This is a genomic window from Ruminococcus sp. D54t1_190329_F1 (assembly GCF_015551645.1).
GTDB classification, from domain to species: Bacteria; Bacillota; Clostridia; order Lachnospirales; family Lachnospiraceae; genus Blautia_A; species Blautia_A faecis.
In genome coordinates this window covers 27,905-43,749 of sequence record NZ_JADNDC010000021.1, presented here as the reverse complement: position 1 = coordinate 43,749, position 15,845 = coordinate 27,905, and the positions used below count along the sequence as shown (strand labels likewise).

The window sequence follows — 15,845 nt, the reverse complement described above, 5'->3', positions numbered from 1 at the left end:
CTAGAGCCTCTTATTTTCTCCGTTATTCGCCTGAGTCGCTGCTAAAATCCCCTTCGCTATTCTCACTGCCATCTGTGTATCCGTCACTTTCACTGCCGTCGCTTCCATCACCGGAACCATCACTGAAGTCGCTCTCATCTCCATTACTGCTGTCATCTGAACTGCCATCAGAAGTTCCATCTGTGGAAGAGTCCTCAGAAGAGCCATTTCCATTATATCCAGGCACATAACCTGCATCAAGGGCGCTCTGCCAGAACTCTGCATATTTTGCTGGCTGAAGGGTAACATTCTTCGCCGCTGCCATCTCACTTACCGTTACCAGTTTATATCCCTGTGCAATAAGATCTGGAATCAGTCTGAGTGCCGCATCAACTGAAGGACCATGAATATCATGCATCAGAATAACGGCTCCGTCTCCCAGATTGCTGTCATTCATAATGCCATTGTAATCCAGATCTGCATCCAGATATTTCCAGTCCAGACTGTCAATAGACCACAAAATAAAAGGTTTCCCAACTGCCGAAATAATTTCATCATTGCAGTCTCCATAAGGCGGACGAATTACCGTGGACTCCTGTCCACAGGCATCAATCAATGCCTGATCGGTATCGCCGAATTCCTTTATAACATCATCAATACTCAGATTCAGCATATCCAGATGATCCCAGGAATGGTTTCCGATCTCACAGCCAAGTTCCACCATTCTCTTCACTTCGTCCGGATACTGTCCAACCAGCTGTCCCAACATAAAGAAGGTAGCATGTGCATTGTTCTCCTCCAGACAGTCCAGAAGCTTGTCTGTATACTGTCCCGGACCATCATCAAAGGTAAGTGCGATCAAAGGGCGTTTCTTCTCAGCATTGTAAGAACCATCCTCATTAAAATAATAATCGTTTACCCCCTTGGTCACCCAGCCGGTCTGCATGTATCCATTGGAATCAAATGCATATTTCACTCCGTCAATCTCTGCAAAACCATTGGTATAATATGTACCATCTGCATTCTGATACCAGCGTCCGCTGGAATCCTCATGCCAGCCTGGAGTCAGTGAAGAAACCTTGGTCACATCGCTCTGTCCTTTCAGAGGCTGTCTCAGAGCATCTGTAGAATTGGAATCCGCATTCGAAGCAGCTCCGTCACCTGCATCCGCCTGCACGCTCTGTGATTTTCCAGTACTCTTTCCTCCCACACGACTTACGATTGGAAAAATCACTCCTCTTATTACAAAAATCACAGCCAGCACCATTGCCACAACATAGGTAACCAGCTTAATGATCTTCCTTCGTCTTATCTGGCGCTGTTTCCTGCGCATTCTTTCGCGCAAAACCCTTCTATCCATTCATATTCCCTCTTTATCTCTCGTTACATAGTGGAAAAAATTTTCCGCAAAAAAGTTCTGTCATAGCACTTCTCTCAGCTCCAGATCATCTGTTACAAGAAGAATATCCGCTTTCTTTCCAACAGAAAGGGAACCAACTTCATCATAAATACCAATACTCTTTGCCGGATTTCGTGTTGCTGCAAAAATCGCTTCTTCAAGGGGAACACCAAAAGAAACAGCCTTGCGCATACAATCATACAGGTTCGTAGCAGAACCGGCAATCGTACCGTCCTTCAAAGTTGCCTTACAGTCCTTCATCGTTACTTCCTGTCCACCCAGCTGGTAGGTTCCGTTCTCCATTCCAGTAGCCATCATAGAGTCACTGATCAGTACAATCCTCTCTGGTCCAAACATCTTAAATGTAGCGCGGATCACAGCGGGATGAATGTGAATGCCATCACAGATCATCTCTGCCATACACTGCCCATCATCACAGGCAGCTCCGATCAGTCCTGGTTCTCTGTGCGCCAGTGGCTGCATGGCATTATAAAGATGTGTCACATGGTGTGCACCTCTTCTCATGGCCTCCGCTGCTGTATCGTAATCAGCTGCTGTATGACCAAGGGAAATGCACACCTCATTATGTACCTCATCAATGAATTCCATAGCACCATCCACATTCGGTGCCAGAGTTACCAGCTTCACCATATTTCCGGAATATTCATTCAGTTCACGGAAAAATCCGGCATCTGGTTTGCGGATATAGCCCTCCACATGGGCGCCTTTTTTCTTCGCATCCAGAAATGGGCCTTCCATATTGATTCCCCGGACAGCAGCTCCGTCTTTCATTTCTCCCACAGTCTTAATAGTAGCAAAAATTTCCTTCAGTTCTTCTGCCGGCAATGTCATAGAAGTAGGACAATAGGAAGTAATTCCGTGACTCTTTTCGTATTTCAGAATAATCTTAAGTCCCTCCGGATCAGCATCAGAAAAATCATGTCCAAATGCACCGTGACTGTGAATATCCACCAGCCCCGGAAGCACCCTGAGCCCAGCCGCGTCTACAATCGTCTTGTCCGTAACCTCATCCTCTGAAGCCACGATTCTATGATTCTCCACATACAGATCCTGTAATCTGAAGCTTCCATCCTCCTGAAAAACTTCTCCATTTTTAATAATCATAACTCCATTCCCTCCTGAGATTCATTGGCTGCTGTTTCTGTTATAAGCGGCAACCGTCAATTCTCCGTACTGTCATCCTGTGTATCTGTTGAAGTATCCGCTGCTGTGCCTGTATCTGCGGTTGCACCAGCTTCCTGCTCTTCTGCTGTATCCCCGCCATCAGTGCTCTGTCCGTCAGTCGTACTGCCATCTGCATGATCTGCTGCTTCTGTTCCCTCAGCAGCCTGTGCATCCTCACCTTCAGCAGATGTATCCGCTGCTGTCTGATCATAATTAGCATTTGCAATAATGAAATCCTGAACTCTCATAAGTCCGATACTCTCATCCACTGTAACCTGACCGTAAGTATCGATAAGAACTGCAAGATCGCCAGAAGCATACTGCTCTACCAGCTGATTCTGGATTGCAAGGCTTTCCTCATCCTCCAGAGTCATTCCCTCTGCGTCCATGATTCCCTGAATAAGCAGATTCTGTTTTACCTTGGCCTGGGCATACTGCTGGCACTGGGCTTCGAAATCATCCATGGAAACGCCTTGAGACTCTACGAAGTCTTCAAGCTCCATATTTCCCTGCTTCGCGTATGCTTCTGCCTGTTTCTTAAATGTCTTCACAGCCTCTTCTACGTCTTTCTCCGGATATTCCACGACCTCAGAATTGGTGTAAACAGTATTCCAAGCAGTGCTGCGCAGACTGCTGTCAGCCTGGTCCTGTGCTTCCTGCTCCAGCTGTGCGCGAACAGAAGCCTTATATTCATCAATTGTCTTGTAATCGGTATTCGCCGCAATCCAGTCATCGGTCAGTTCCGGTGGTCTCTTAAAGCTCTGCACGGTAATCTGGAATACCGCATCCTGTCCAGCCAGTTCACTGTTGCGGTAGCTCTCCGGGAAGGTTACCGTTACGTCTTTTGTCTCCCCCTTCTTCATTCCCACGATTCCTTCTTCAAATCCGGGAATCATTGTGCCGCTTCCGATCACAAGGTCATAATTATTACCAGTTCCACCTTCAAAAGCTTCCCCGTCTTTTGTACCTACGAAATTAATAGTAGCGGTATCACCATTCTGGATGACAGCGTTCTCATCTGTCACTTCCACTGAATTGTCTTTCAAATTCTCTGCGATACGATTCTCAATATCCTCATCTGTCACTTCTGGTACAGAATTATCAAGAGTTATTCCCTTATAGTCTGCAATTGTAACATATTTCTCCACATTATCCACTGAAACCAGGCGTGTCGCACCGGTAGAATCTGTATAAGGCTCCTGTACCTCTTCTTCCTCTGCCGAATCCTCTGCCTGCTGCTCTGTTGCAGTGCTCTCACTCTCTGTACTGGTAGTTTCTTTATCACTTCCGCAGCCATTTACAGCAAGTGCCATACACATTACTAACGCTGTCAAATATAGTTTTCTTTTCATTTCATACTCCCTTCAGTTACTCTTTTATAAAATTATCACATTTTCTATTAAAAAGGAAGCCCACTGAGGCAATCATTTTTATTTTATCTCCGCCGCGTTACTGTTCACTGGTAACGTTCCGCGAGGTGTTTTATGTGAACAAAGTTCACATAAAACCCGAGAATCTCAGCGCAAAATCATGCGAATCCATGCCCTCTTTGCAGCTGGTCTTATCAGCCCCCATTCATAGGCGGTACAGGAGTGGGTCTGGATGGGTCAAATACCTGGCTTACGTCAAACAGATCTGCCAGCATGTCCGGATTGTAATACATTCGGTATCCATCCACGTTTCTTCTTCCCATCCGGAAATATTCATCTGTCATCTGTACAAAATATTGATTAGAATCCACGTTGCAATAATAATCATATCCCTGGGATTTCAGATATTCAAATTTCTCATTGCCAGTATACTCTCCGCCGTTATTAATATCTGCTCCGAAAGCAAAGATAATAATATCTGTTCCGCCAATAAGCGGGTCAATGTTCTCTTTGAAATTCTGTGTATCTGTTTCAAGGCGTTCCATGGAAACTGTGGACATGTTTTTATGTCCCCATGTATGGCTGGCAAAAGTCCAGCCCTCCGCCTTCATGACATCTGCGACCTTTTTCGCTTCTGCCCGCTCTGTATCCAGATCAAAATCAGGATGCGCGTCAAGCCACGCCTTTTTATCATCATTCAGATCATCTGGTCGTGTCTGATAGCTGATATCTGTGCGGTAACCCAGGATTCCATTATAGCCTGTAAGTGCTACAATTCCCTTATGTCCATGATAGGCAAAATCAGGATGTTCCTCCACAAACCGGTCGATCAGCGGTACAACATCATAGTCACCTACAACTGTGCTTCCATCATCCTGTACATATTCGTTGCGAACCTTCCCCTCTTCATCTATAACAAGCTTGGTGGCAATTCCATCTCCATCCTGGGAGTGGTAATAACATACATCGTCCTGCGAAAGGACAAACGGTGTTTTTCCCTTAGGAAGATAAACCTGCTTTGCCTGCATTTTCCCATTTTCATCAACGTCTGCCAGATCATAAAGGTTTACCATTACATATCCCTCGTCATACATGATCTGGGTTATCTTATTAAACTCATCCATAGTGGTCATAACCTGATTATAACCATCTGTCTTGTAATCTCCATCAAACGCCTTGGAAGTATCCACGATCAGGGAATGATAAAAAATGTGAGTTACCTGTTCCGGAGACCAGGCTACACATTTATCCTTTTTCTTCTGGAATTTCTCTGCAGCATTCTGAAAATGGACATTTCTTACATATGCATTGTCCTTCTGCAAAAGGCTGATTGCACCGTCATAATCATACTGGGCAGCTTTCTCCTTGGCTGTGGTCAGTACTTTCTTCTCGTGACGGATCTGCCTCCTGATGATACCTGCACCGGCTGCTGCTGCTTGTGGCATAACCCCATTTAAATCTATGGCCGCCGCCTGGGCTGCTTCCTGCTCTGCTTCCTGCTCTGGCTGATTTACAGAGTCTGAAGAATTATCTTCTGTTTTCTCTTCATCAGACATATTCCCGGATTCATCCTGTGCAATATCCTCTGAATTGTCATCTGTATTTCCAGTTGTCTCATCACTGTCATCTGCCGTACCTTCACCAGATTCCGGTTGTATATCTGTACTGTCTGAGCTGTCAGCAGCTTCCTCTGTATTAATATCTGGTTTTTCGGTGCTTTCGGGGGGTTCGGTACTTTCGGGGTTTTCGGTGCTTTGGTCAGCCTTTGCCAGTTCTTCTGCTGCCTTGCTCTCTTTACCGGAATTCTTATCAGGAACCAAATCCCTTACCTTGGCTACCAGCGTTTCCATGCCGTCTTTTAACCCCGTCTGCTCTCTATAAAAGTATCCAACACCGCCCAACACTGCCAGAGCAGTAATAATAAGAGCCAGATTACGATTCCGTATCTGCCTCTTCTTTCTCTTCAGATTGCGCTCATGTCGCTCGCGCCGTCGTTCTTCGTAATATATCTCTTCCTGGCGCTCATTCTCTGCCAGTTCCTGTAGTTCTCTGTCAAGCTCCCGCTTGGACTGGCTGTCGGGAACTTTATTCTCTTCCAGACCAGGCTGTTCCTGTTCTGTATCTGATTTCTTCATAATGTATAACTCCTTATTTAGCTCCCCCTTCAAATGCCTCGTAAAAATAGTACCAGTTACCGCAGGCACTTATAGTATAACCATATCAGACAGGTCTATCCATTCTGTAACCAGTAGATTTCTATTATACATGATATTTTAAATAATTACCACCTTTTCACTGTAATTATCCTTGCTTTCCGTTGCCATTTATTGTTAAAATAAAAGATACATGATAAAATCTAATTTAATAGAAATAACGGAAATTATCCGTCACTCAGAGGAGAGAAAAATATGAACAGATCAGATATTATGCGCATCAGCGCACTATTTGAAATAGCCCTGGGTTCTGCTTCTTTGATCGCAGCCCGCTTCTGGATCGGAACCACTAATATTGTGGGCAGACATGTAAGCCATGGTGATACTACAGAGGCTTTTGCACTTACTTATGCATTTACACTTCTTCAGATTGCAATTGGAATTATAGGCGTGATGAATGCAGAAAAAGGAAGAATGAGCACCGTTATCTTTGGAATTCTGGCCTTTATTCCCCAGATTGCCCACTTCTTTCATATTAAGGGAAGTATTATACTGGTTCTTATGAATCTTGCAGCATTTGCGGTACCGGTTATATATACTTTCACGGCTTATAAGCTTTTCAAAGGAGATAACAAAACAATTGCCTTTTCCAAAAAATGATGTTAAAATGTAGTTTATGTGAAACAAGAATGTAACTATTCAGTTTCTTCACAGGTTACTGTTCACTGATAACGGAGTGAACAGTAACCTTCACGGTCACACGCTTTGCGGAACCGTGCAGGCTGAATAGTTATTAAGAAACTTTATAATATAGTAGGAGGATAAGTATGCATCCAGTAACAATCGTCCTTCTGGTGATTCTCGTAATCCTCATCGGATTACTGGTTGGTTTATATTTCTTTGGCAAGAAGACCCAGAAGAAGCAGGAAGAACAGCAGGCACAAATCGAGGCAAGTAAACAGACCGTTTCCATGCTCGTTATTGATAAGAAGAGAATGCCACTTAAGGAATCAGGTCTCCCACAGATGGTCATCGACCAGACACCGAAGCTTCTCCGCCGCTCCAAGATGCCAATCGTTAAGGCTAAAGTTGGACCGAAGATTTCCATTCTTATCGCAGACGAGAAGGTATTCGACCTTATCCCTGTGAAGAAAGAGATCAAAGCTGAAGTAAGTGGACTTTACATAGTAGGTGTTAAAGGCATCCGCGGTAACCTGGACGCTCCGGTTAAGAAGAAAAAAGGATTTTTCGCACGTTTTAAGAAATCTGCCGAGGAAGCTCAGGCAGCCCAGAATGAGACTAAGAAATCCAAAAAGAATAAGAAGAAATAATTATTTTAGCCTTGCCATTATGATGGCAGGGCTATTTTAATGCTCCTTTCCCCATATTGTAATGCCAGACATTATTTCCTGCGTGTTGCATTTTATCAAAAATCTTTCTCTTATTTCAAAAAGGATCCTGCATTTCTGCAAGATCCTCATTCTCAATCTTATTTCTCATTATCCATATAAAATTTCCTAAGGAAATACGTCGGCGTACAGCTCCATGCATGACAGTAGCTGTTAACCATACTGGAACCATATGGAGATTCTTCCCTGTTATAAGGATTATAAAGTTCCCAGAAGGTATCCGCACCGTCGTGGATCATTTCGCCCCAATAGCGTTTCATCTCTTCCAGTGCAAGCTCTTTCTCATCACAGCGGATAAGCGCATCAATATAGTGATGATACATATATGGAGTTACCATGCGGATTCTCGGATTCACTTCCATTACATGATGGATCAATTTACAGTTTGTCTCTTTGTCAAAGACACGGGCCAGAATCATCCAGATCTGGGTTGCCCAGGAAGCCTGACGGTCCGGACCGCTTACGAACATTCCAAGCTCTTCATCCCAGAACTCTTTCACCGCTGCCTCTTTCAGCATGGCCTGCTTCTCTTCCAGCCAGCTGATATCCTCCTGTTTATCCAGAATCTTTGCAAGGCGGATTCCGTAACGGATACAGTAAATAAGAACTGCTGTAGCTCCGGCCTGCTTATTCAGACCATCTCCCCAGTCCAGGAAGCACCAGAATGCATCACCTAAATCCTCCACAACATTTTTCTCATTTAACTGTGTCATGGCAATGCGGATCTGATCAATTGCCACATCATAGAGATCCCTTAAGGTTTCCAGATCATCGGTTGCCTCATAATAATCCAGAAGCACAGATGAGAAAAACAATGCATAGTCCAGAAGGTAAGTATCATCTGGCTCCATCTCCGGTTCTGTGAATACACAGGCGCTTAGTTTTCCCTCATTAAAAAGCAGTCCTGCAAAAATATACATACAGCGTTTGGCAAGATCATAATTCTTAAAGGTGTAATAATTGGCTCTCGCCTGAAGTCTCAGATCTCCCAGCCACATTCTGCGGTCACGCTTCGGTCCATCCTCAAAAACATCCTGCATGCATTCTTTCAGGGTTTTTCGGCTTACCAGATCAATCTGATTCAGAAGCGGATCTCCGAAATCCACCGGCTTTACAGACTCCATGTCTACAGCAGAAACCGTATCACAGGAAATACCATTGATTTTCAGCTGGAACTTGGCAGAAGTATCAATTACACGAAGCTCCATATAACGAAAAGAATATCTTCTTGGCAGCTTCACCTTCGCCGGAAGTACATCCACATGAATATACTCCTCCTGAATCCAGCCACGGCTGAGCCAGCCGTCATAATCGGCAGTTTTGTCCGTCATTTCCTCCAGACGCTCACCGAATTTCAGGTAAAAATAAACCGGTGCATCCTGATGGCTTCCAGTTTTACTAAGCTCCAGAGTCACATAACCTACCGCATGATCCCCGAAATCCACAAATACTGTATCATCTCTTTTTAAAGATTTTGCATACAGATTTTCAATCGGGTACTCTTCTGTAATAACTGTTCTCATCTGGCGGTCTTTTCCCACCATAATTTCCTTTGCAGCCTTGATTTCTTTATGCCGGAGCTCTGGCTTTAAGGATTCTGCAATTTCCAGAAAACGGTTATTTTTATGTACTTCGAAGTTCTCAATTATACTATATGATGGCATTATCTTTCCTCCTAAAAATCGTCTAATGTTTCATCGGAATCAGTATCTTCAGCTCAAACCAGTTATTCGCCTTGCCCGCCATAACTGAACCGCCATACTTCTCTACAATTTTTTTCATACTCTTCATTCCATATCCATGGAACCGTTTGTCTTTCTTGGTGGTGATCGGGATTCCATCCTGGAACTGAACGTTCTCCTCGCAGTAATTCTCTGTGCGAATACGAATAAACTGTTTATCCTGAATCACATGCAGGGAAATCAGACGTTTCTGACGGTCTTTGATCTTCACCACACTTTCAATAGCATTATCCAGCATATTTCCGAAAAGAGCACTGATATCCATATCCTCCATAAAATTCAGCAGCTGCCCCTCACCCATAAATTTCAGCTCAATACCATGTCTCTGACAATGCATGCTTTTACTGGTAAGAATGGTATCAAGGACCTTATTTCCCGTTTTATTCTGTGTCTCATAAATCTTGATCTCACGCTCCATCTGTTCCAGGTATTCCCCTGCTTTTTCAGAATCTGCGCCGCTTTTTAAAAGATTGATCTGATGCTTCAGATCATGGTATTTCTGATTTACAATGTCGATACTCTCCTTGGAAAGCTTGTAATTTTTGTACTGCATATCCATAATATTCCGAAGCGTATCCTTCTCAAAACGCATCTGGATCTCTTTTACCTGAATGTGATAAGCATAAAGCACCGCCATACCGCTAAGATCCGCCAGTGTACGGATAATAAACACATCCATAGCTGTTCCTGCACTGAAAATACTTTTTACATCCACATAGCTTACATTGCTGATACAATACACCATAATCAGCACAAAATATACAACCAGTAATTCTCTGCGGGTGATCTGCAATTCTTCAATATCCTTCTTCAGATAACGTTCGATCAAATAAATCAGAATGTATAGTACTGCATAAATAACTACCATATGCAGCACTCTCCATAGCATCTGCTCTGGTGTCCCCTTCTCCTGACCGCTGAAATCACCTGTATAAAAATAATGAATCTGCCAGCACAAAGAGGCTGCAAATTCTGCGTTGATAAATGCCTTCGCACAGAAAAATCCGGTTTCACGCCATGGAAGCTCTCCTGCCATCCTGATGTACAAAAGCATCAGCAAAAACACACAAACCATAAGAGGCATGAAAAACATCTGCTTTATTCCATCTGTAAAAAACATAACGGTAAAAATACTGATAAAACTCAGTGCCCCGTGCAGATATTTCCACAGTTTTTTATTTCCGCGCCCCTGCACAAGGATCATTACCAGTGCAGAAAGCCAGTAGGAAATGGCATAATAATATCCGGGAGTGTTGACTACCGTACCTCTCATTTTCCCACCTCATTCATGTATTCATTCAGTGCATCCAGAAAGGGCTTCCGCCTGCTTCTGCTCACCTGGATCGTATCGCCATTTACCATGATATCACTGCCCTGATAAGTCTCTACAAATTCCAGATTTACCAGATAACAGCGGTTACACCGAAAATATTTCTTCGGATCAAACTGATTATCTGTATCCCTCATAGTGCCCTTTGTCTCAAAATCCCCATCCAGAGTGTGGTAGATCAGCACATGGTCCTGAACCTCCACGTAACAAATCCGCGCCACATCCAGCTTCTTTTTACCTCCCTTCAGAACAATGGTAATGTACTCCTTCTCCGGTGTCTTCACCTTTGCCAGAGCCCTTACCATACTCTCTGAAAATGAAAAATAGGAAATTGGCTTCAAAATATAATCCAGCGCATTTACCTTATATCCCTGAATGGCATACTGAGGCATGTTTGTAATAAAAATAATAATTACATTTGTATCAAGCTCGCGGATTTTTTCTGCTGCTTTCATTCCATTGAGAAACGCCATCTCAATATCCAGAATAATAAGGTCATAGCTGGCAGTGTAATCGGTCACAATATCCTCTCCGTCCTGAAATTCTGTTACGGAAAATTTCATCTGGTTCTCTTTTTCATAACGATTCAGGCATTTCTTCAACGCCTCCCGGTCATGCCTGTCATCCTCTACAATTGCAATTCTTATCATAATTATTTCTCACCTATCCTATTCAATCAAACGGATACTCCAATCCGCTTTGCTGCCTTCTCATAATCGAATAGCTTCTTCGCAGCTTATTCGGCTAAAACGGCTCCCTGGCACAGTGACACTGCACCAGGGAGCCGGAATCACTTGTGTTAACTAAGAATAGTATAACAGGAAACAGGTTCTGAAACAATTAGATATTAGCTGCTTTCTTCTGATTTTCTTTGATCTTTTTCTGGTCCTCTTCAATGTGTTTTTCTACATCCAGACGGCTCATGAGAATGATAACAACTGCATAGGTGATCACATCTGCCGCCAGAAATGCAAATGCAAGCACCTGCTCCACGCCGCCCATCTGACGGTAAACGATCTGCCCTGTATAGTTTGCCACATTTTCAATGATTTCCAGAGTCTGCGGATTGCAGGCAATGCCGGTATTGCTGTAGCCTGCAAAGGTAAGAAGACTGTTCAGCACACCGATACAGAGTCCGCTAAGACCTACCATAATGGAGCTATAAACAGACATTGTAAATCCATCGCTTCGGAAACCATTCTTCGCTTCCAGGTGATCCAGCACATCAGAAAGAAGCGCCATCGTCACATACATTGCCGGAATACTTCCGATTCCTTTCAATACCATACTTGCAGCAACCATTCCGAAGCTGTGTACATTCAGGAAACAGACAAGGCCGCCTACAACGGAGAAACAAAGTCCTGTAACAACGGCTCTTTTCTTTCCAAGTTTACGGGCAATTGGCCATGCCACTACCATACCAACGGCAGTAGGAATTCCACCAACCAAACCAAGTGTTGACATTAATGCACCGGAAGTCTGCTCCGGATTTGCAGAATTAATTACACTGTCAAACATCCATCTTACATAGAAGCTCATGGAACTGTTTTTGATCAGCTGGCCAAACTGGAAAATCAGGAAATAGAGAATGATGATCCACCAGTATTTGTTGTGGATACAGCCTTCCAGCTGTTTTTTCAGAGGAAGCTTCTCTTCCTTCACATTCAGATTGATGGTTTCCTCTGTAATACGCTCTCTGGTAAAATAATATTCCAGCATACAGCCAAATGCACTTACCAGACAAAGAACTATGGAAATAATCCTCCAGTGTGAATAGCTTGCGTCCACATCGATTCCGCCGTCCTTTGTCACAAACAGAAAGCTCTGAAGAAGAATCGGCACTACAATGCTGGCTCCAACTCCTGCTGAAGCAACCATTGCTGCATTTGACAGTGTTGCAAGAAGCCCGCGGCTCTCAGAATTTCTGGTAGAAAGAGAAACCATGGAGCTATGTGCACAGTAAAAACATGGATATGCAAGTGCATAGTACAGGTTATAGGACACTGCGATCCAGATCATCTGCACCGCATTATTGCCCTTAGCTGGTGTCATAAACATAAGAATAATGGCTATGATCAGCATTGGTGCTGCAATGATCAGGTAAGGTCTTGCTTTTCCCTGTGTACTTCTGGTGTTGTCGATCCACTGCCCGATCATCAGATTTCCGAGAACTACGAAAATCACAGATACGATTGGCAGAAGTGTGGCAAATGCTCCGAATTTCGTCCAGCCAAGTACATCCACATAATAACGGTTCAGATAGGCACCGAAAATGGCATTGGCAAACATGGCGCAAAAGGGCGCCAGAAAATATCCAATGGCAATTTCCGGAAGCTTCACCTGATCGGATTTGATTCTTGTTTTAAAAACCGGCTTTTCTGCAAGTTTTTTTGCAAAATTAGTAATGTTCAAATATTTCGCCTCCTGGGTTTATTTGACTCTTAAGATAAACTCTTTTTCCCTTTATTTAAGCTCTGTCTTCCATTTGCAGGCAGAATATTTCCTGCACATTTAATGGAATCTTACTTCAGATCAAAAGACATAAAATTAAATGCGCCAGTTCCCTTGTAACTGAAGTACAGTGCCTCTTTCTCACCGAGTCCGTTTACATCAGCTGCAAAACCGTGCTGTTCCTTGCAAGGTTTTACCTGAATCTTTGCCACTGGCTTGCCGCCTTCCTCTGTGGATACATAAACAATTCCAGTTGCTTTTCCCTTAATATTAATACGAACCTTAGAGGTCTCACGCAGGTCAAAATATTTGAAGCCTGCAACTGCTCCGTCACACATATTGGCAATATACTGATCTGACCCCTGCTCACGATCCTTTCCTTCCTGAGTCAGATATGGATGACCGGACTTTGGATGTTTGATCATACTTAAGAAACGGGTTCCTTTTTTGCCATATACGTTGCAGGCAATGTAGGAAGGATAGTTTCCTTTTCCCTTAAGCGGTCCGTCATTCAGACCACAGGAGGTCATCTCTGCCTGATAGAATTTGCCATTCTCGAAGCGGATGCGCTCTGCACAGGCCTGACGGGAAGACTGCTTACGGTTACTGTGTCTGTGATAGAAAACATAATAGCTTCCATTAATCTCGATCAGGCTTCCGTGAGTGTTTCCGGTGCAGTTTCTTGCATTTTTTACATCTGTGATTCCAGGAAGGCCGATGTCCCCGTTGCTGACCAGAACACCGCCAAACTCAAAGCCCTCTGTAGGGTTATCGCTTGTTGCATAGCAAAGCTCATGGCTGTTCAGGGAGCTGTAGATGAAGTAATAGGTTCCATTGAATTTACGCATGGAGCTTGCTTCCAGGAAGGGATGTCCCTCATAAGAACTTCCTGGTGCTTCTTTCTCACTGGCAATTCCAATGTATTTCGGTCCCATTTTTACAGTAAGCATATCTGCGGGGTCCAGCTCGAAGCACATTGCACCGTGCTCAGTCGGCTTGGAGCCATCAAGCAGAAGAGGATTTCCCTGAAGGGCAAAGCCTGTGTAAAGATACAGTTTTCCATCGTCATCCATAAAAACGCCCGGGTCAAACTGCAGCGGCTCCTCTTTCTTTCCAATAGGAGTGCCGTCTGCATATTTTACATAACCATAGAATTCATATTTGCCTGCCGGCTTGTCACAGACAGCCACAGAGATCATCTTGGTGCCGCCCATGAAATAATAAAGATAAAATCTTCCGTCCGGTCCCTGGATCATATCCGGTGCTGCCAGACCATTTGTAAGACGGATCTTCGGCGCTGCCGGATCCTGCTCTCTTTTGAAAATAACACCCTCATAACGCCAGTTGCCAAGATCGTCTACCGGTGCTGACCAGCATACATAGTCTCCAAGACAGAAATTCAAGCCGTTAAAAAGATCATGAGAACCATATATGTATACACGTCCGTCCACAATATGCGGCTCCGCATCCGGCACGTATTCCCAGCTTGGCAGGTACGGATTTACAGCCTGCTTTGTTTTCATACCTTCATCCTCCATCGATTATTTTACATAATTCATAATATGGATTTATTATAACACCCTGCAATTTCTGTACCTGTTTTTTACGTAAAGTGTAAGAAATCCATCGCAAATAGCACATCTTCAAAATCCAGAAGTTGAATCTCAATGAAAAAAAGCCGTCTAGTCACAGACAGCTTTCTTCCTTTGCACCATTTCCTTACCTGATTCACTTTATTCCAAGACATCTGCCATTGGAAGCACTCCTAGGGAGATTCGAACTCTCGACACCGCGCTTCGTAGACGCGTGCTCTATCCAGCTGAGCTACAGGAGTATACTCGGCCATGAGGGAATCGAACCCACTCGTGTTATGATAACAGCGGATTTACAGTCCGCTCCGCCTCCTTAACGGGATAATGACCGATATGATTTCTTACATGTTTTATATTACCAGAAGAACTATATATTCTGCAATAAACCACTAGTTTAATATAACCAAGGAACTTAAGTAAAACTGCATTCTGACTTATAAAAAATCCCCATTATCATTTCTTAGTCCATCTTATATATCGATTTTTTTATTGCATTTTCCCATTTATCTGGTATAATAATCATTCGGTAAACAATTCAATAACAAATTAGCTCTGGTATAAAATTGGAAACGACACAAGTGTACACTTGATAACGAACAACACATGTGTCTTTTTTGTACCCATTTTTAGAAAAAGGAGAACAATTTTATGCCAAAAACTAAGTTTCAAAATGTTATTTTCACTCTGATGATGGCTTTCCTTATGGTCTACGCCATGATCTGCTACAACATTTCCCTGAACATCGGTGGAATGAGCAACCAGGTATTTCTCATGGCTTTCGGCGAAATGAAGATTATGTGGCCGGTTGCATTTGTACTGGAGTTCTTTATTGTTGATAACCTTGCCCATAAGCTTGCTTTTCGTATTGTCACACCTAAAGACAGACCTTTCGCCATCACAGTTGCAATTTCTGTTATGATCATCTGCATTATGTGCCCGATCATGAGCTTAATTGCCACAATCTTGTTTAAAAATGCGGGTTCCCAGTTCGTTGCCGTATGGCTCCAGACCACTTTCATGAACTTCCCGGTAGCCTTCTTCTGGCAGCTTATGTACTGTGGACCGCTGATCCGTTTTCTCTTCGGGAAAATGTTTCCGGAGAAACAAGATGCATAAGCGTACCTGTTAGCAGTTTTCATATAAATTTGAAGGATTTTAAAAGGCATTGCAGGATATAGCCTCTCCCTAACGTTTGACTCCAAAATCAAATCGTTTACAGACGCCATATAATTCCT

12 protein-coding genes and 2 tRNA genes are annotated in these 15,845 nt (G+C 43.5%); 3 read left to right on the top strand and 11 right to left on the bottom strand.

The annotated features are described in order from the left end of the window. Positions 1-22: 22 nt before the first annotated feature. From I2D69_RS11160 to I2D69_RS11145, 4 genes are all read right to left on the bottom strand, one after another. Entirely contained in the window at positions 23-1,339 is a 1,317-nt protein-coding gene (locus I2D69_RS11160) for a polysaccharide deacetylase family protein (RefSeq protein WP_173719230.1), read from the bottom strand. A 60-nt stretch (positions 1,340-1,399) separates the two neighbouring features. Continuing rightward, complete coding sequence (gene nagA / locus I2D69_RS11155; RefSeq protein WP_118577548.1) at positions 1,400-2,503, bottom strand: N-acetylglucosamine-6-phosphate deacetylase; 1,104 nt, start codon at positions 2,501-2,503, stop codon at positions 1,400-1,402. Positions 2,504-2,559: 56 nt separating this feature from the next. Further along, entirely contained in the window at positions 2,560-3,915 is a 1,356-nt protein-coding gene (gene tig, locus I2D69_RS11150; RefSeq protein WP_195379915.1) for a trigger factor, read from the bottom strand. Positions 3,916-4,127: 212 nt separating this feature from the next. Beyond that, on the bottom strand, positions 4,128-6,068 hold the full coding sequence (locus I2D69_RS11145; protein ID WP_330656149.1) for a polysaccharide deacetylase family protein: 1,941 nt from the start codon (positions 6,066-6,068) through the stop codon (positions 4,128-4,130). 273 nt (positions 6,069-6,341) lie between these two features. Here I2D69_RS11145 and I2D69_RS11140 point away from each other — a divergent pair, with 273 nt between their 5' ends. Continuing rightward, positions 6,342-6,746, top strand: a complete 405-nt coding sequence (locus I2D69_RS11140; RefSeq protein ID WP_195379914.1) for a hypothetical protein — start codon at positions 6,342-6,344, stop codon at positions 6,744-6,746. Between the two features lie 167 nt (positions 6,747-6,913). Beyond that, positions 6,914-7,417 (top strand): hypothetical protein, encoded by a 504-nt coding sequence (locus I2D69_RS11135; RefSeq protein WP_118577551.1) that lies wholly within the window; start codon positions 6,914-6,916, stop codon positions 7,415-7,417. Between the two features lie 158 nt (positions 7,418-7,575). On the opposite strand, the gene I2D69_RS11130 is transcribed toward I2D69_RS11135, so the two are convergent. From I2D69_RS11130 to I2D69_RS11100, 7 genes are all read right to left on the bottom strand, one after another. Further along, positions 7,576-9,159: a sugar hydrolase gene (locus I2D69_RS11130; protein WP_195379913.1), complete on the bottom strand. Its 1,584-nt coding sequence runs from the start codon at positions 9,157-9,159 to the stop codon at positions 7,576-7,578. Between the two features lie 22 nt (positions 9,160-9,181). Continuing rightward, positions 9,182-10,510 carry an ATP-binding protein gene (locus I2D69_RS11125; RefSeq protein ID WP_195379912.1) on the bottom strand — a complete coding sequence of 443 codons (1,329 nt, stop codon included), beginning with the start codon at positions 10,508-10,510 and terminating at the stop codon, positions 9,182-9,184. Next, entirely contained in the window at positions 10,507-11,217 is a 711-nt protein-coding gene (locus tag I2D69_RS11120) for a LytTR family DNA-binding domain-containing protein (RefSeq protein ID WP_195379911.1), read from the bottom strand. Before I2D69_RS11120 ends, I2D69_RS11125 begins: the two co-directional genes overlap by 4 nt. A 190-nt stretch (positions 11,218-11,407) precedes the next feature. Beyond that, positions 11,408-12,979 carry an MFS transporter gene (locus tag I2D69_RS11115; RefSeq protein WP_207741812.1) on the bottom strand — a complete coding sequence of 524 codons (1,572 nt, stop codon included), beginning with the start codon at positions 12,977-12,979 and terminating at the stop codon, positions 11,408-11,410. Between the two features lie 110 nt (positions 12,980-13,089). Beyond that, entirely contained in the window at positions 13,090-14,541 is a 1,452-nt protein-coding gene (locus I2D69_RS11110) for a family 43 glycosylhydrolase (RefSeq protein ID WP_173769724.1), read from the bottom strand. Between the two features lie 237 nt (positions 14,542-14,778). Continuing rightward, positions 14,779-14,852, bottom strand: a tRNA-Arg gene (locus tag I2D69_RS11105). A 4-nt stretch (positions 14,853-14,856) separates the two neighbouring features. After that, a tRNA-Tyr gene (locus tag I2D69_RS11100) sits at positions 14,857-14,941 on the bottom strand. A 317-nt stretch (positions 14,942-15,258) separates the two neighbouring features. On the opposite strand from I2D69_RS11100, the gene I2D69_RS11095 reads away from it, so the two are divergent. Next, entirely contained in the window at positions 15,259-15,726 is a 468-nt protein-coding gene (locus tag I2D69_RS11095; protein ID WP_118577555.1) for a DUF2798 domain-containing protein, read from the top strand. Positions 15,727-15,845 lie beyond the last annotated feature (119 nt).